This is a genomic window from Herbaspirillum camelliae (assembly GCF_001929405.1).
In the GTDB taxonomy this organism is placed as follows: Bacteria; Pseudomonadota; Gammaproteobacteria; order Burkholderiales; family Burkholderiaceae_D; genus Herbaspirillum; species Herbaspirillum seropedicae.
In genome coordinates, this window is record NZ_KV880769.1 from 3,192,002 (window position 1) to 3,206,898 (window position 14,897).

Genomic DNA, 14,897 nt, shown 5'->3' on the forward strand with positions numbered 1-14,897 from the left:
TGGTTCTCTCGGGTTTGGATGGGGCGGGATCGGTACTTAATGCTTCTCTGAGGGCTTGTCGGAAGGTTCGTCGCCGTGCGCGCCGGGGTGGATCATCAGGCGGTCGCAATAGGCAATGGCCATGGCCGAGAACAGGAAGGCGATATGGATGCCGGTCTGCGCGATGAGCGTCTTGGCGTCGTACAGGTTGGCGTTGATGAAGGTCTTGAGCAGATGGATCGAGGAGATGCCGATGATGGCCGTGGCCAGCTTGACCTTGAGCACCGAGGCATTCACATGCGAGAGCCATTCGGGCTGGTCGGGGTGGCCTTCCAGGTTCATGCGCGAGACGAAGGTTTCGTAGCCGCCCACGATGACCATGATCAGCAGGTTGGAAATCATCACCACGTCGATCAGCGCCAGCACCACCAGCATGATGGTCTGTTCATTGAGCTTTTCAGGACGGATGGCGCCGGGAATGGCCACAGCGTCCAGGATATGGTCCAGCGAACTGGCGTTGCCCATGGCCGCGCCGATCAGGTCCACCAGTTCCACCCAGAAGTGGTAGACGTAGACGCATTGCGCCAGGATCAGGCCCAGGTACAGCGGCAACTGCAACCAGCGGCTCATGAAAATCAGGTTGGGCAGGATGCCGATCTTGCGGGGAGGCTTGGGGGCCTGGGGCGACGGGATTTTCATGGGTCTCTGGAGTACGCTTGATTCTGCCGGATGGGAGCGGGATCCGATTCTGCCGTCGCGCAAAAGCGCAACGCCAAGCCTCGGATTTGGGGGCGTATTTTACACGCCCTTGACCACAATCCGGCGAGCTCCCTTCATCCTGTGCCAGATCAAATGTGAGCAGATCCGTGCCTGCGGGAAACACGATGCTGTGCCAAAATGCATAAATGTTATCCCGAACATAAGGGAGATATGAAGGTCTTCTTCAATGAAACCCTCGTGGCAAGAACCGCCCAGCCCTGATGCAAGCGGCCTCCCGTGCTGGAAGGGCGCTGCTTGTGTAAGGACTGAGTAAGTGAAACGGCCTATGTTTTGCGGAAAGCAAAAACAAACCTACTGGAGACTACCGTGGCAGACATCGAGACATTCAAGCAAGAGAACCGCGTTTTCGCACCCCCGGCGGAGCTGGCCAAGCACGCCGCCATTTCGGGCATGGACGCCTACCAGGCCCTGAACGCCGAATTCGAGAAGGACTACGAAGGCACCTGGGCCAGACTGGCCAAGGACAACCTGAAGTGGCACAAGCCCTTCACCCAGACCCTGGATGAATCCAACGCGCCCTTCTACAAGTGGTTCGCCGATGGTCAGGTGAACGTCTCGTACAACTGCCTGGACGTCAACCTGGAAAACGGCAATGCCGACAAGACCGCCGTCATCTTCGAATCCGACGACGGCAAGGTCAGCCACGTGTCCTATCGCGAGCTGCACCAGAAGGTCTGCCAGTTCGCCAATGGCCTGAAGTCGCTGGGCATCAAGAAGGGCGACCGCGTGGTCATCTACATGCCCATGTCGGTCGAAGGCGTGGCCGCGATGCAAGCCTGCGCCCGCATCGGCGCGACGCACTCGGTGGTCTTCGGCGGCTTCTCCGCCAAGTCCCTGCACGAGCGCGTCATCGACGCCGGCGCCGTGGCCGTGCTGACCTCGGACTACCAGGTGCGCGGCGGCAAGCAGCTGCCCTTGAAATCCATCGTCGACGAAGCCCTGGACATGGGCGGCTGCGATACCTTGAGGCATGTGGTCGTCTACAAGCGCGCCGGCGCCGAGATCAACTGGGTCGAAGGCCGTGACCTGTGGCTTTCCGATGTCGTGGCCAACCAGCCCGACACCTGCGAGCCGGAATGGGTCGATGCCGAGCATCCCCTGTTCATCCTCTATACCTCCGGTTCCACCGGCAAGCCCAAGGGCGTGCAGCACGCTTCGGCCGGCTATCTGCTGTGGGCGGTGCTGACCATGAAGTGGACCTTCGACATCAAGCCCGACGATGTCTACTGGTGTACCGCCGACATCGGCTGGATCACCGGCCACACCTACATCGCCTATGGTCCGCTGGCCGTGGGCGCGACCCAGATCGTCTTCGAAGGCGTGCCGACCTATCCGAATGCGGGCCGCTTCTGGGACATGGTGGCGCGTCACAAGGCCACCATCTTCTACACCGCGCCCACCGCGATCCGTTCGCTGATCAAGGCCGCCGATGCGGATGAGAAGGTCCATCCCAAGCAATACGACCTGTCCTCGCTGCGCATCCTCGGTTCGGTGGGCGAGCCCATCAATCCGGAAGCCTGGATGTGGTACTACAAGAACGTCGGCCACGAGAACTGCCCCATCGTCGATACCTTCTGGCAGACCGAGACCGGTGGCCACATGATCTCGCCGCTGCCGGGCGCAACGCCCCAGGTGCCGGGCTCCTGCACGCTGCCGCTGCCGGGCATCACGGCGGCCATTGTGGATGAGACCGGCAATGACATCCCCAACGGCAATGGCGGCATCCTGGTGGTCAAGCGTCCGTGGCCGTCGATGATCCGCACCATCTGGAACGATCCCGAGCGCTTCAAGAAGAGCTACTTCCCCGAAGAGTTGGGCGGCAAGATCTATCTGGCTGGCGACGGCGCGGTGCGCAACAAGGAAACCGGCTACTTCACCATCACCGGCCGCATTGATGATGTGTTGAACGTTTCCGGCCACCGCATGGGCACCATGGAAATCGAATCGGCGCTGGTGGCCAACAGCATCGTGGCCGAAGCCGCCGTGGTCGGCAAGCCCGATGAAACGACGGGCGAATCGATCTGCGCCTTCGTGGTGCTCAAGCGTCCGCGTCCCACCGGTGACGAAGCCAAGCAGATCGCCAAGGAATTGCGTGACTGGGTCGCCAAAGAAATCGGCCCCATCGCCAAGCCCAAGGAAATCCGCTTTGGCGACAACCTGCCCAAGACCCGTTCCGGCAAGATCATGCGCCGCCTGCTGCGCGTGCTGGCCAAGGGCGAGGCGATCACGCAGGACGTTTCCACGCTGGAAAACCCAGCCATCCTGGATCAGTTGAAGGAAGCGCAGTAACAAGCCCGGACAAGCCGCCGCAAGGCGCTTGCAGGCGAGCCGGCAGGGCAGGGCGTTGCAATATGGACGCCGGCCCTGCCGGTTTTTTCATGGTTGTTTTGAAAAATATGCAGAAAATACTTGGCTTAGTTGAAAAGCTTGCTATAATGCATGGCTTCGCTGAACGCGAACCCAAATCCAGGAGAGGTGGATGAGTGGTTTAAGTCGCACGCCTGGAAAGCGTGTATAGGTTCATAGCCTATCGGGGGTTCGAATCCCCCCCTCTCCGCCAGTACTAGAAAAGGCTCCCGAACAGGGAGCCTTTTTTATTTCTGCAATTCCCCGCCACAAGGTTTGCCAAAAGGTCTATTTGGCAGACTCAGGCTGAGCATTATTTTCCGCCGGCGTTCCAGGCGCAGCAGTCGGCGCTGCAGCGTCAGGGTTGTGTATTCTACCGGGGGCTTCCTTCCGCCCATCCTGACGCGGCTGCTTTTTCCTTGCAGCCTCCTTGCCGTTCCCTGTAGGCGGCTCCTGAGTCCCAGGGTTTCCGGTCGCTGCCCGGTTATCACCCGTTGGGCCGCGCTGCTCGAACGGTTGAGCCACTGCTACGGCCGAGATGCCTGCAAGTAAAAATGCAAGGCAATATTCTCGCGTCATTTTCATCAGGTTCTCCTGGCGCTTGCCCTTGTTGCTGCGAAACCTTCCACCCATGGATAAGAGGTAGCACGTTTGCAGTAGGGAGCCGTGGTGGAAGGGGAGAGCTATTCGACGCCGCTTTTGTCCGAGCTCGGATCGCTTGGCGCAGAAGCCGGGCTCTTTTCCACCAGAACTCCACCCCGTCCAACACGCTGTATCCCGGCCGGCGCATTGAGCGGCGGCTGCCCGCCGAGGGTCCCCTCGTGGCCCTGCGCTTCCTTTTCATAATGGGTTTCGGTGGGGCCTTCCTTGGGGCGCAGCGGTTGATCGCGATCGATGTCATGCGCATGCTGGCGCTGGTCGTGGGACTGATCCTGGCTCATGGCGGTCTCCTTAAAACATCCAAGGTAGCCGCATCGGGCGGCAGACGTTATCAGACGGTCTCTCGCATTGCCGTCGGCCAGGCGCTGACAAGACCCGGCCAGTCCTTGCCGCGCTAGGGCAGATCCTGCAGCGCCCGCTCGCGCACTTTCTTCATGGCGCTCATCAATGCCTCTCGCTCGGTCTTGCTGAGCGCTTCCAGCAGGAAGGCCTCGCGCTGTTCCACCATCGGCACGATCTTGCGATAGAGCTTGCGCGCCTGCGCGGTGGGCTTGACGATGCGGGCCCGGGCGTCGTGCGGGCTGGGCTCGCGCACGATCAGTCCGGCCTCTTCCATGCGCGCCAGGGCACGGCTGACCTGCATCTTGTCCAGCGAGGCGTGCGGCCCCAGATCGCTGCCCTGCATCTGGCCCTGCTCGGCCAGCGCCGCCAGGATGCGCCATTCGTCACGGCTCAGGCCGAAACGGTCGGCATAGACCGTGGCCACCGAGCGGCTCACCGCTTCGGCCAGCTGCGCCAGCTGGTAGGGAAAGAAGTCCTGTAGTTTCATGCGGACATGGTAACAGACGTTACCAAAACGCGACATCCAGTGCCGGCTTGATGCACATCAAGAACGATAACCTTGGAGCGCTTCATCTCGTCATCGACGCATTGACCATGCTGTGGCTCACTCCATATAGTAACAACTGTTACTAATTAGGCCGCATCCGGCCATGGAGACCAATGATGAACATCGAACGCATCCACCACGTGGCCTACCGCTGCAAGGACGCCAGGCAGACCGTCGAGTGGTACGGCAAGTACCTCAACATGGGCTTTATCCTGGCCATCGCCGAAGACCAGGTGCCCTCGACCCGGCAGGCCGATCCCTACATGCACGTCTTCCTGGATGCCGGGCAGGGCAATGTGCTGGCCTTCTTCGAGATTCCCAATTCGCCGCCCATGGGGCGCGACGCCAATACCCCGGCCTGGGTCCAGCACCTGGCCTTCAAGGTCGATAGCGAAGCCACCCTCAAGGAAGTGATGCAGCGCCTGCAGGCCGATGGCATCGAGGTGGTCGGAGTCACCGATCACACCATCTTCAAATCCATCTATTTCTTCGATCCCAACGGACATCGCATCGAACTGGCCGCCGACTGCGGCACGCCGGAACAGATGCAGCGTCTGGACGAGGTCAAGTGGGCCATGCTGGAAGAGTGGTCGCGCACGCGTCGCGCGCCCAAGCATGCGGCCTGGATGCATGAGCAGGAATTCGCCGCGCCGACCCACTGAGGCCGCCATCCTTGGGCAGCTTTGCCCACCTATTTCCCCTACAAGAATGAACAGGAGACACGCATGCACAGCACCTATACCTATCCCCGTTTTGCCTACCGGCAGTCCGATGAACAACGCCAGGCCAGGCCGTCTCGCCATCCCGTGGTGGTGATCGGCGCCGGTCCCATCGGCCTGACGGCGGCGCTGGAATGCGCCGCGCGCGGCTTGCCGGTGGTGGTGCTGGATGACAATGACACGGTGAGCATCGGCTCGCGGGCGGTCTGCTATGCCAAGCGTCCGCTGGAAATCTGGGATCGCCTGGGCGTGGCGCCACGCATGGTCGAGAAGGGGGTGAGCTGGAAGCTGGGCAAGGTGTTCTTCGAGGAGCGTGAGGTCTACCGCTTCGATCTCTTGCCCGAGCATGCGCACAAGATGCCGGCCATGATCAACCTGCAGCAGTATTACCTGGAGCAGTACCTGGTCGAGGCCTGCCAGGCCCATCCGCTGATCGACCTGCGCTGGAAGCACAAGATGATCAGCCTGCACCAGGACGATACCCATGCCGCGCTGGCCGTGGAGACGCCCGATGGCATCTTCCGCATGGAGGCCGACTGGGTGATCGCCTGCGATGGGGCCAACAGCGACACCCGCAAGATGGTGGGCGCGGAGTTCAGCGGCCAGTTCTTCCAGGACCGCTTCCTCATCGCCGACGTCATCATGAAGGCGGATTTCCCGGCCGAGCGCTGGTTCTGGTTCGATCCGCCTTTCCATCGCGGCCAGAGCGTGCTGCTGCACAAGCAGTGCGACAACGTCTGGCGCATCGATTTCCAGCTGGGCTGGGAGGCCGATCCAGAAGAAGAGAAAAGGCCCGAGAAGGTCATCCCGCGCATCCAGGCCATGCTGGGCAAGGAGGTGGAGTTCGAGCTGGAGTGGGTCTCGGTGTATCAGTTCGCTTGTCGCCGCATCGACAAGATGCGCTACCAACGTGTGCTCTTTGCCGGCGACGCCGCGCACCAGGTCTCGCCCTTCGGTGCGCGCGGCGCCAATACCGGCGTGCAGGATATCGACAACCTGGTCTGGAAGCTCAAGCTGGTCATCGACGGCAAGGCCCCGCTCAGCTTCATCGACAGCTATCACGAGGAGCGCGCCTGGGCCGCGGACGACAACCTGCGCCAGTCCACCCGTTCCACCGATTTCATCACGCCCAAGAGCCGCGCCAGCAAGGCCTTGTGCGACGCCGTGCTGGGCCTGGCGGAAACCGAGGAATTCGCGCGCACGCTGGTCAATAGCGGACGCCTGTCCACGCCCACGCCCTATGTGCATTCGCCGCTCAATACCGCCGATGCGGCGCTCTTCGGTGGCCGCATGGCACCCGGCACCGTCTGCGCCGATGCTCCGGTCCTGCGGGAGGGGCAGCCAGGGTGGCTGCTGGAGTCGCTGGGGGCGGGCTTTGTCGTCCTGTTCTTCGGGGCGAGTGCGCCGCAGGCAGTGATCGAAGCAGCGGGCATGAGCGCCAGGGTGGTGACGGTGGGTGCGCCGGGCTCGGGCGCGGAACTGATTGACCGCGAAGGATTGGCTGCCTTGCGTTATGCCGCTGGTGAGGGATGCGTCTATCTGGTCCGGCCAGACCAGCATGTGGCTGCGCGCTGGAATCGTTTCCATTCGGATGACATCGCGGCAGCCCTGGCGCGCTGCGTCGGCCAGGAGATGGCGCTGGCGGCCTGAGCTTGCCGGCTGCCAGCCGTCCGCGCGCCCGGCGGGGCAGGGCAGCGCGGACGTTCTATCGGCCCGGGCCGGCGCGCCCGGCGCATCAGCAAGGCCGGCAGGATCAGTAGATATCCATGCCGAAGTACTGGGCTACGTCACCCTCGGTCCAGTCCTTGATCACGTTGCGTTCCAGCATGACGCGATATTCGGAACGGGTGCCGCCATCGGGCAGGCTGAGCACACGGCTTTCCAGCGTATAGACGGTTTCATGAATCCGTGTGCTCATGGAGACATGCTTGAGGATGTTGCCGCTGGCCAGCTCAGGGGGATTGTCGTGGGAAGGCATGTCCATGTTCTCGCTTCCTGTTTATTGCATGTGCGCGCGGCGGGCCAGGATCTTCTCGATCTTTTCCTTGAGCGTGGTGGCGTTGAAGGGCTTGACGATATAACCGTCCGCGCCTTCCTGCGCCGCCATGACGATGTTCTCCTTCTTGGCTTCGGCCGTGATCATCAGCACCGGCAGATGCGCCAGCGCAGGCGTGCTGCGAATCTTCTTGAGCAGGGCCAGGCCATCCATCACCGGCATGTTCCAGTCGGTCAGCACGAAGGTGATATTGGAGGCGCCCGATTCGAGGATCTTCAGGGCCGATGAGCCATCGTCTGCTTCCACGATCTTGCTGTATTCGAGTTCCTTGAGCAGGCCGCTGACGATGCGTCGCATCGTCGAAAAATCATCGACCACGAGGAAATGCTGTTCTGTTGCTGCCATGATTGCTTTACCTATTACGTTGTTGCGCCTGCCCTGTTACGCGGGCACGAAGCTCGCTGCGTCGCTTGCAACCGGGGTATCCGGGCAGGCGCGGTCACACGGCGACAGGGCGCGCGCAGGCGGCCATTGTCCAGCGTAGCGCCTGCTATGTCAGAAGGGGATGGGCTCAGTGATGCAGCGCCCATTTGTCGTGCGCGTTCTTGCTGTGGTGTAATTCCAGCGGCTGGGCGCCCCATTTGCTGGAGAGGGCCAGGTCCATCTGGGCGCAGGACGGATTGTCCTTGTCGAGAAGAAGTCGAGGTCGGCGTGGCTGCGCGCCGGCATCGAGAGCAGCGCCATGCCAGGCGCGACGGTCTGTGCCGTCAGCGCCAGCAGGCGGATGAAAGGGGGGCTTGATCATGTTGGTCCGTTACAGTGGGGGGAATGGAAAGGACTATTGAAAAGCTGTCAAAAATGCCCTGACTGCGACAGTTGTTATACCAGAAATCAGAACCGTCAAAAACCAACGCTTGCACAGCAATCGCGGCGCTTTTCCTCGGATAGGCAAGGACTGAGATGGGCATAATCCGGCAGGCTGCCCATGGTCTGTGCGGCGGCAGTTTTGCTTGATTGCACTTTACTATTGCTAAAGCTCATCCAGTGCTGGCGGGCGCGCCCGGCGTGGCGCAGGGGTGACCGGTGTCTCCCCGCGATACACTGCGGTCCGCCGATCAAGCGGGACTCTTGCCCTCTTTTTCGGGAAGGGCGCGCACCGTGGTCGACTTATCATGAGGGCATACCAGACTGCGCATCGCCAAGCAGCGAAAGCGCGGCACCGTTGCCCCCCTCCACGAACCACTCCGGAAAACTCATGAATCCTCTTCGTCGTCTGCGTCTCGGCGCGCGTCTAGCCTGCGGCTTTGCCGTGCTGTTGCTGTTGCTGGTGGTTATCACCGTCATCGGTATCACCCGCATGTCCTCGCTGGACAATACTTCCACCCAACTGAGCGGGCAGATCTACCCCAAGGTCAGCGCGGCCCAGAAGATGCAATACCTGATGATGAATATCGCCCGTTCAGCCCGTAACATCATCATCCTTTCCGACGAAGCCCAGATGGGCAGCAACAAGCAGGGCATCGACAAGGATCTGGCCGAATACGCCAGGTTGCTCGAACAGCTGCGCGGCAGCGCCGTGACCGACGAGGGCCGTCAGATGGTCAACGCCGTCGCTGAGGCTAGCAAGAATTACTTCGACTTCACCAACGACGTCGTCGCCTTGGGCTTGAAGAACCAGAACGAGGAAGGCCAGCGCCTGCTGTTCGGTCCCCGCTACAAGAGCCAGGGTGAATTGCTGGCGCGGCTGACCGAACTGGTGCAGCGGTATGAAGCCCAGATGCAGCAGGCCGCCGCACAGGCCCACGCTACCTATGTGACCTCGGCCACCATCCTGGGTGGTGCGGCTGGTGTGGCCATCTTGCTGGGCCTGCTGGCCGCGCTGGTGATCACCCGCTCCATCACCGTGCCCATGGCCGAGGCCGTGGACGCCGCGCGCAAGGTGGCCAATGGTGATCTCACCAAGGACATCCGCGACAACTCCCCCGACGAAACCGGTGAGCTGCTGGCGGCGCTGCGCGAGATGAACAGCGCCCTGGTCGATATCGTGACCAATGTGCGTACCGGCGCCGATACCATCGCCACGGCCTCACAGGAAATCGCAGCCGGCAATCAGGACCTGTCGGCCCGCACCGAACATCAGGCCAGCTCGCTGGAAGAAACCGCTTCGTCGATGGAAGAGCTGACCTCGACCGTGCAGCAGAACAGCGCCAATGCCCGCCAGGCGGCCGACATGGCGCAATCGGCCTCGGGTATCGCCGGCCAGGGCGGTGAGCTGGTCGGAGACGTGGTGGCGACCATGGACGATATCGATGCCTCCGCCCGCAAGATCGTGGACATCATCGGCGTCATCGATGGCATCGCCTTCCAGACCAACATCCTGGCCCTGAATGCGGCCGTGGAAGCAGCCCGCGCCGGTGAGCAGGGACGTGGCTTCGCGGTGGTCGCCACCGAGGTACGCAGCCTGGCGCAGCGCTCGGCGGCAGCGGCCAAGGAGATCAAGGTCCTCATCGGTGATTCGGTGGAGAAGGTGGATTCGGGCGCGCACCTGGTCAAGAAGGCCGGCCAGACCATGCAGGAGATCGTCAAGAGCGTGGCCCAGGTCAATGCCGTGATCAGCCAGATCAGCAATGCCGGCGAAGAGCAGCGCGCCGGCATCGAACAGGTCAATCAGGCCATCACGCAGATGGATGAAGTGACCCAGCAGAACGCCGCCCTGGTCGAACAGGCCGCAGCGGCTTCGCGCGCCATGCAGACCCAGGCCGCTGACCTGGCCGAGAAGGTCAGCATCTTCCGCCTGCCGGCCCAGGCCCGCAGCGCCATGTCCTGATCCGCTGTTCCGAACGTAATAGTCGTCCGCAAGCCCGGCCGCCTGGAAACAGGCCGCCGGGCTTGTTGCTGATACGGGGAAGGGAAGGCAGGATGCGCGCTGGCGCCGCGACGAATCACTGCGCCATCCGTTGGCGATGGCGCAGCAGCAGAATCAGTGCGGGAACAGCGGGAACGACGAAAACAGCGGGAGCAGACTCAGTCCTGGCCTTTGGCGGCGATATCGATGGCGCGCACGATGGCTACGGCTTTTTCGATCACTTCGGCCTGGCTGGTCACGCGCATGCTCTTCTTCAGATGATGGATGGCGTCGCGGGTCTTTTTGCTCACCGGCACATTGATGTAGCCATCAGGTTCGGTGATGAAGCGTGGCGGGGTGACGACGACGGCTTCCTGGATCTTGCTACGTTTGGGCATTAGAGTCTCCCTCATTCGTGGGTAGATTGTGACTGCGCGAATATAACTTTTATCTCCAAAAAGTTAGAACACATTTTTTCTATTTTACGCATTTTCTTTGCTTGCTCTTATTTGGTGAGAACGAATATCTCCTGATTCGGCAGGATCGCAACAGAAATTTTTTATATTTATTCCCTTGCAGGGGCGTTGAACGGCGCTGGCAACGGGCATCAGCGAGAGGCGCGGCGCAAGGGAGATTTGTTAGGTTTTCACTGTATGGGAAAAATATATGCTTGCGCTGTCCTGCAGCATTTCCCTATGAGAAGCGCCATCCTCTTGCATCCTCACCACGTTTGGGCAAGGGCGTTTTACTAAATGCCGTCGAGCCGCAGCGTACTCCCTGGCGCTGCTGGCCGCTGTGCTTGCAGGGCAGCGGCCTGCGCCTCGGGATGGCGCGCATTCCTGTTGCGGCGGAGCTGCTGGCATAGTCCTTGCAGTCTCGGCAGGCATGACGAGCGGCTGGCAAGCCAGGGGTGACTGATGCATTTTGTTAGTCCTGACGTTCCGGTGTTTCGGTGTTCCGGTGTTTCGGCATCCCGGCATCCCGGCGATGCCAGAAGGTGCTTGTCATGTCAGCTTGTCACTCCCTTACCCGACCATTTCTCGACCTCAAGGAATCCGCATGAATCTCATCAAGACCGCAATCGCCGCTTCTCTGGGCCTCATGGCTGTCGCTGTCCACCCGGCCATGGCCGATACCCTGGCTGATATCCAGAAAGCCGGCGTGGTCAAGATCGGCGTGCCGCAAGATTTCGCGCCCTATGGTTCGGTCACCTCCGACCTGCAGCTGCAGGGGCTGGACATCGACGTGGCGCGCCTGGTGGCCAAGGGCATGGGCGTGAAGACCGAGCTGGTGCCGGTCCCCATTTCCAGCCGCATGGCCTTCCTGCAGACGCACAAGATCGACCTCATCATTTCCACCCTGGGCAAGAACGCCGAGCGCGAAAAAGTCATCGATTTCTCACAGGGCTACGCGCCCTACAACAACAGCGTCTTCGGCATCGCCGCCATCAAGGTGGCCGGCCCCGCCGACCTGGCCAACCAGACCGTGGGCGTGGCGCGCAGCACCTTCGAGGACCTGATGCTCACCGACAGCGTGCCCAAGAGCACCGTGATCAAGCGTTACGAAGACAATAATGGCCTCATCGCCGCCTATGTCTCGGGGCAGGTGCAACTGGTGGGGACGGGCGATTTCGTGGCCTATGCACTGGCCGAGAAGACGCCTGCCAACAAGCCGATGCTGAAGTACATCATCAATGTCTCGACCTGCTATGTGGGCATGAACAAGGGCGAGCCCGCCCTCATGGCCAAGGTCAACGACGCCCTGACCGCTTCCAAGAAGAGCGGTGAACTCAATGGCATCGTCAAGAAGTGGCTCAATGTGCCGCTGCCGGAAAAGATCGCCACCACTTACCAGTGAGCTTCCGGTCAGGACAGGCAGCGTGCCTCAATCACATCACGTAGACGTGATGTAACGGTAGCGTGATTATCACGTAATCGAGAATGGATGAAAAAAAGCCACGGATCGCTCCGTGGCTTTTGTTGCTTTTGTTGCTTTTGGTGGCTGTTCAACATTCGCAGCGCCGTCGCGCCGGCGCTGTCATGCCAACGACTCAGAAGGCCGGGACGATGGCGCCCTGGTACTTCTCTTCGATGAACTTCTTCACGTCCGGCGAGTTCAGGGCAGCGACCAGTTTCTTGATGGCCGGGCTGTCCTTGTTGTCTTCGCGCGCCACCAGCAGGTTGGCGTAGGGCGAATTGGCGTCTTCGATGAACAGCGAATCCTTGACCGGGTTCAGCTTGGCTTCCAGCGCATAGTTGGTGTTGATCAGGGCGACATCGACCTGGTTCAGCACGCGCGGCAGGGTAGCCGCTTCCAGGGCGCGGAACTTCAGCTTCTTGGGGTTCTCGACGATGTCCTTCTGGGTCGCGGAGATGTTGGTGTTGTCCTTGAGCTTGATGAGGCCGTTGCGGGCCAGCAGCAGCAGGGCGCGGCCCGAGTTGGACGGATCGTTGGGGATGGCGATGGTAGCGCCATTGGGGATGTCAGCGATCTTCTTGTACTTCTGCGAGTAGGCAGCGAAGGGCTCGACGTGGACCTTGGCGACCGGCACTTCGATATCGTTCTTGTGGCTCTTCTTGAACTGGTCCAGGTAGGGTTGATGCAGGAAGAAGTTGCCATCCACCTGTTTCTCGTTGGTCTGCGCGGCCGGCTGCACGTAGTCGGTGAAGACCTTGATCTGCAGGTCGATGCCTTCCTTGGCCAGGACCGGCTTGATGTGTTCCAGGATCTCGGCATGCGGCACCGGAGTGGCGGCGATGACCAGCTTGTCGGCAGCGTGCGCGCCCACGGAGAAGGCCAGGGCGGCGCCAGCGAAGAGGTGAGGGATCAGTTTGCGGATCATGTGTTTCTCCATTCTTGTAGTGACAATCAATTCGACGTCGGTTGACGCATGAGCAGGCTCGTCCTTCATGGGGGCCGAGCCCGGGAACTTGCTTGCGGAACTTACTTGCGGGTAAAGCGCAGCACCAGGCGGTCGCCAAAGAACTGCAACAACTGCACCAGCACCACCAGGATGGCGACCGTGACCACCATCACTTCGGTCTGGAAGCGCTGGTAGCCATAGCGAATGGCCAGGTCACCCAGGCCGCCGCCGCCGATCACGCCCGACATGGCGGCATAGGACATGAGCGTGATGGCCGTGATGGTCACCGCAGCCAGCAGCCCCGGCAGGGCTTCCGGCAGCAGCGCTCCAAAGATGATCTGGCGGCGTCGCGCACCCATGGCGGTACAGGCTTCGAGGATGCCGCGATCGATCTCGCGCAGTACGCTCTCCGTCAGGCGCGCAAAGAAGGGCGCGGTGCCGATCACCAGCGGCGGGATGGCGCCGGTCACACCCAGCGAAGTCCCCACCAGCCACAGCGTGAAGGGGATCAGCATGATCAGCAGGATCAGGAACGGCACCGAGCGCAGCACATTGACCACCAGCGACAGCACCAGGTAGAGGCCGCGCTGCTCCAGCAGCTGGCGGCGGTTGGTAAGGAACAGCAGGATGCCCAGGGGCAGTCCCAGCAGCACCGTGAAGAACAGCGAGCCGCCGGTCATGGCCAGGGTTTCCAGGGTGGCGTCGCCCACCTCGCCCCAGTCGATCACCGACAGGTCGATCTGGCCGAACAGGGAAGTCAATGCGCTCATGCCAGCACCTCATGTTCAATACCCGATGTCTGCAGGCGATCGAGCACCTGTGCCAGCGCTTCGGCATCACCGGAAAACTCCACCAGCAGCTACCCGTAGGGCGTGTCCTTGATGCGCGAGACGGTGCCGCGCACGATGGTGGCCAGGGCCGAGGTGGCCGCAGTCAGTTGCGAGAGGATGGGTTGCGCGGCGATATCGCCGGCATAGGTCAGGCGCACCAGCTTGCCATCGGGACGGCGCTGGTAGAGGCTGTCGCCGGCGTCCCAGGCGTGGCTCTGGGCCAGCAGGGAGCGCGTGACCGGATGTTGCGGACGCAGGAAGATATCGACCACCCGACCCTGTTCGGCCACTGCGCCGTCATCCAGCACCGCCACGCGGTCGCAGATGCTGCGGATGACTTCCATCTCGTGGGTGATGAGCACGATGGTCAGGCCCAGCTTGCGGTTGATTTCCAGTAACAGGCGCAGGATGGACTGGGTGGTTTCCGGGTCCAGGGCTGAGGTGGCTTCGTCGCAGAGCAAGAGACGCGGGTGGTTGGCCAGGGCGCGGGCGATGCCCACGCGCTGTTTCTGGCCGCCCGACAGTTGCGAGGGATATTGGTCGCGATGCGCTTCCAGCCCCACCAGTTGCAGCAGCTCATCGACGCGCGCGGCGCGTTCTTCGCGGCTGTAGCGGCCGGTGATCTTGAGTGGCCAGTCGATGTTCTGCGCCACCGTCTTGGCATTGAGCAGGTTGAAATGCTGGAACACCATACCCACCCGCTGGCGCAGGCCGAGCAGGGCTTCGTGGCCGAGGCCGGTGATGTCTTCGCCATCAATGAGGACGCGCCCGCTGTCGGGGCGCTCCAGCACGTTGAGGGTGCGGATCAGGGTGCTCTTGCCGGCGCCGGAGCGGCCGATGATGCCGAATACCTCACCCTGGGCGATATCCAGGTTGATGTCGCGCAGCGCGATGATGTCCCGCTGGCCGGCACGGTAGGTCTTGTGGAGTTGCTCGATGCGAATCACGATGGTCAGTGTTAAGAGAACTGCGGAAGTCTAACTTTTAGTT

General features: G+C 61.6%; 14 protein-coding genes, 1 tRNA gene and 1 pseudogene. 6 read left to right on the plus strand and 10 right to left on the minus strand.

Going from position 1 to position 14,897, the window contains the following annotated elements; genetic code table 11:
* Positions 1 to 36: 36 nt before the first annotated feature.
* Entirely contained in the window at positions 37 to 678 is a 642-nt protein-coding gene (locus BGK68_RS14115; RefSeq protein WP_075257627.1) for a YqhA family protein, read from the minus strand.
* A 387-nt stretch (positions 679 to 1,065) separates the two neighbouring features.
* Between BGK68_RS14115 and acs the strand changes: the two genes are divergently transcribed.
* Both acs and BGK68_RS14125 read left to right on the plus strand, forming a co-directional pair.
* The gene (gene acs, locus BGK68_RS14120) at positions 1,066 to 3,048 is read left to right on the plus strand and encodes an acetate--CoA ligase (RefSeq protein WP_075257628.1); all 1,983 of its coding nucleotides are present in this window, start codon (positions 1,066 to 1,068) and stop codon (positions 3,046 to 3,048) included.
* A 180-nt stretch (positions 3,049 to 3,228) separates the two neighbouring features.
* A tRNA-Ser gene (locus BGK68_RS14125) sits at positions 3,229 to 3,319 on the plus strand.
* Positions 3,320 to 3,788: 469 nt separating this feature from the next.
* On the opposite strand, the gene BGK68_RS14130 is transcribed toward BGK68_RS14125, so the two are convergent.
* On the minus strand, positions 3,789 to 4,046 hold the full coding sequence (locus BGK68_RS14130) for a hypothetical protein (protein WP_075257629.1): 258 nt from the start codon (positions 4,044 to 4,046) through the stop codon (positions 3,789 to 3,791).
* Positions 4,047 to 4,159: 113 nt separating this feature from the next.
* Complete coding sequence (locus BGK68_RS14135) at positions 4,160 to 4,594, minus strand: MarR family winged helix-turn-helix transcriptional regulator (RefSeq protein WP_075257630.1); 435 nt, start codon at positions 4,592 to 4,594, stop codon at positions 4,160 to 4,162.
* A 176-nt stretch (positions 4,595 to 4,770) separates the two neighbouring features.
* Between BGK68_RS14135 and BGK68_RS14140 the strand changes: the two genes are divergently transcribed.
* The gene (locus tag BGK68_RS14140; RefSeq protein WP_041311648.1) at positions 4,771 to 5,316 is read left to right on the plus strand and encodes a VOC family protein; all 546 of its coding nucleotides are present in this window, start codon (positions 4,771 to 4,773) and stop codon (positions 5,314 to 5,316) included.
* 63 nt (positions 5,317 to 5,379) lie between these two features.
* Entirely contained in the window at positions 5,380 to 7,023 is a 1,644-nt protein-coding gene (locus tag BGK68_RS14145; RefSeq protein WP_075257631.1) for an FAD-dependent oxidoreductase, read from the plus strand.
* Between the two features lie 103 nt (positions 7,024 to 7,126).
* Here the strand turns inward: BGK68_RS14145 and BGK68_RS14150 are convergent, their stop codons facing one another.
* The 3 genes from BGK68_RS14150 to BGK68_RS27510 form a co-directional block, all read right to left on the minus strand.
* Entirely contained in the window at positions 7,127 to 7,357 is a 231-nt protein-coding gene (locus tag BGK68_RS14150; RefSeq protein WP_075257632.1) for a hypothetical protein, read from the minus strand.
* A gap of 15 nt (positions 7,358 to 7,372) precedes the next feature.
* Positions 7,373 to 7,774, minus strand: a complete 402-nt coding sequence (locus tag BGK68_RS14155) for a response regulator (protein ID WP_075257633.1) — start codon at positions 7,772 to 7,774, stop codon at positions 7,373 to 7,375.
* Between the two features lie 166 nt (positions 7,775 to 7,940).
* The gene (locus BGK68_RS27510) at positions 7,941 to 8,174 is read right to left on the minus strand and encodes a hypothetical protein (RefSeq protein WP_143433058.1); all 234 of its coding nucleotides are present in this window, start codon (positions 8,172 to 8,174) and stop codon (positions 7,941 to 7,943) included.
* Positions 8,175 to 8,624: 450 nt separating this feature from the next.
* Here BGK68_RS27510 and BGK68_RS14160 point away from each other — a divergent pair, with 450 nt between their 5' ends.
* Positions 8,625 to 10,196 (plus strand): methyl-accepting chemotaxis protein, encoded by a 1,572-nt coding sequence (locus BGK68_RS14160; RefSeq protein ID WP_075257634.1) that lies wholly within the window; start codon positions 8,625 to 8,627, stop codon positions 10,194 to 10,196.
* Positions 10,197 to 10,393: 197 nt separating this feature from the next.
* Here BGK68_RS14160 and BGK68_RS14165 read toward each other — a convergent pair whose 3' ends face one another.
* The gene (locus BGK68_RS14165; protein WP_075257635.1) at positions 10,394 to 10,612 is read right to left on the minus strand and encodes a hypothetical protein; all 219 of its coding nucleotides are present in this window, start codon (positions 10,610 to 10,612) and stop codon (positions 10,394 to 10,396) included.
* A 661-nt stretch (positions 10,613 to 11,273) separates the two neighbouring features.
* On the opposite strand from BGK68_RS14165, the gene BGK68_RS14170 reads away from it, so the two are divergent.
* Entirely contained in the window at positions 11,274 to 12,071 is a 798-nt protein-coding gene (locus tag BGK68_RS14170) for a transporter substrate-binding domain-containing protein (protein ID WP_075257636.1), read from the plus strand.
* A gap of 193 nt (positions 12,072 to 12,264) precedes the next feature.
* Here BGK68_RS14170 and BGK68_RS14175 read toward each other — a convergent pair whose 3' ends face one another.
* The 3 genes and pseudogenes from BGK68_RS14175 to BGK68_RS14185 all read right to left on the minus strand — a co-directional run bounded on the left by BGK68_RS14175 (position 12,265) and on the right by BGK68_RS14185 (position 14,854).
* Positions 12,265 to 13,056 (minus strand): MetQ/NlpA family ABC transporter substrate-binding protein, encoded by a 792-nt coding sequence (locus BGK68_RS14175; RefSeq protein ID WP_075257637.1) that lies wholly within the window; start codon positions 13,054 to 13,056, stop codon positions 12,265 to 12,267.
* Positions 13,057 to 13,157: 101 nt separating this feature from the next.
* Positions 13,158 to 13,847: a methionine ABC transporter permease gene (locus BGK68_RS14180; protein WP_075257638.1), complete on the minus strand. Its 690-nt coding sequence runs from the start codon at positions 13,845 to 13,847 to the stop codon at positions 13,158 to 13,160.
* A pseudogene (locus tag BGK68_RS14185) lies at positions 13,844 to 14,854 on the minus strand (methionine ABC transporter ATP-binding protein). The gene BGK68_RS14180 and the pseudogene BGK68_RS14185 overlap by 4 nt, the downstream one beginning before the upstream one ends.
* Positions 14,855 to 14,897 lie beyond the last annotated feature (43 nt).

Excerpts from the sequence above, each read along its gene's own strand:
- BGK68_RS14115 (WP_075257627.1), bottom strand. The coding sequence starts at position 678 with ATGAAAATCCCGTCGCCCCAGGCCCCCAAGCCTCCCCGCAAGATCGGC.
- BGK68_RS14130 (WP_075257629.1), bottom strand. The coding sequence starts at position 4,046 with ATGAGCCAGGATCAGTCCCACGACCAGCGCCAGCATGCGCATGACATC.
- BGK68_RS14135 (WP_075257630.1), bottom strand. The coding sequence starts at position 4,594 with ATGAAACTACAGGACTTCTTTCCCTACCAGCTGGCGCAGCTGGCCGAA.
- BGK68_RS14140 (WP_041311648.1), top strand. The coding sequence starts at position 4,771 with ATGAACATCGAACGCATCCACCACGTGGCCTACCGCTGCAAGGACGCC.
- BGK68_RS14145 (WP_075257631.1), top strand. The coding sequence starts at position 5,380 with ATGCACAGCACCTATACCTATCCCCGTTTTGCCTACCGGCAGTCCGAT.
- BGK68_RS14150 (WP_075257632.1), bottom strand. The coding sequence starts at position 7,357 with ATGGACATGCCTTCCCACGACAATCCCCCTGAGCTGGCCAGCGGCAAC.
- BGK68_RS14155 (WP_075257633.1), bottom strand. The coding sequence starts at position 7,774 with ATGGCAGCAACAGAACAGCATTTCCTCGTGGTCGATGATTTTTCGACG.
- BGK68_RS27510 (WP_143433058.1), bottom strand. The coding sequence starts at position 8,174 with ATGATCAAGCCCCCCTTTCATCCGCCTGCTGGCGCTGACGGCACAGAC.
- BGK68_RS14160 (WP_075257634.1), top strand. The coding sequence starts at position 8,625 with ATGAATCCTCTTCGTCGTCTGCGTCTCGGCGCGCGTCTAGCCTGCGGC.
- BGK68_RS14165 (WP_075257635.1), bottom strand. The coding sequence starts at position 10,612 with ATGCCCAAACGTAGCAAGATCCAGGAAGCCGTCGTCGTCACCCCGCCA.
- BGK68_RS14170 (WP_075257636.1), top strand. The coding sequence starts at position 11,274 with ATGAATCTCATCAAGACCGCAATCGCCGCTTCTCTGGGCCTCATGGCT.
- BGK68_RS14175 (WP_075257637.1), bottom strand. The coding sequence starts at position 13,056 with ATGATCCGCAAACTGATCCCTCACCTCTTCGCTGGCGCCGCCCTGGCC.
- BGK68_RS14180 (WP_075257638.1), bottom strand. The coding sequence starts at position 13,847 with ATGAGCGCATTGACTTCCCTGTTCGGCCAGATCGACCTGTCGGTGATC.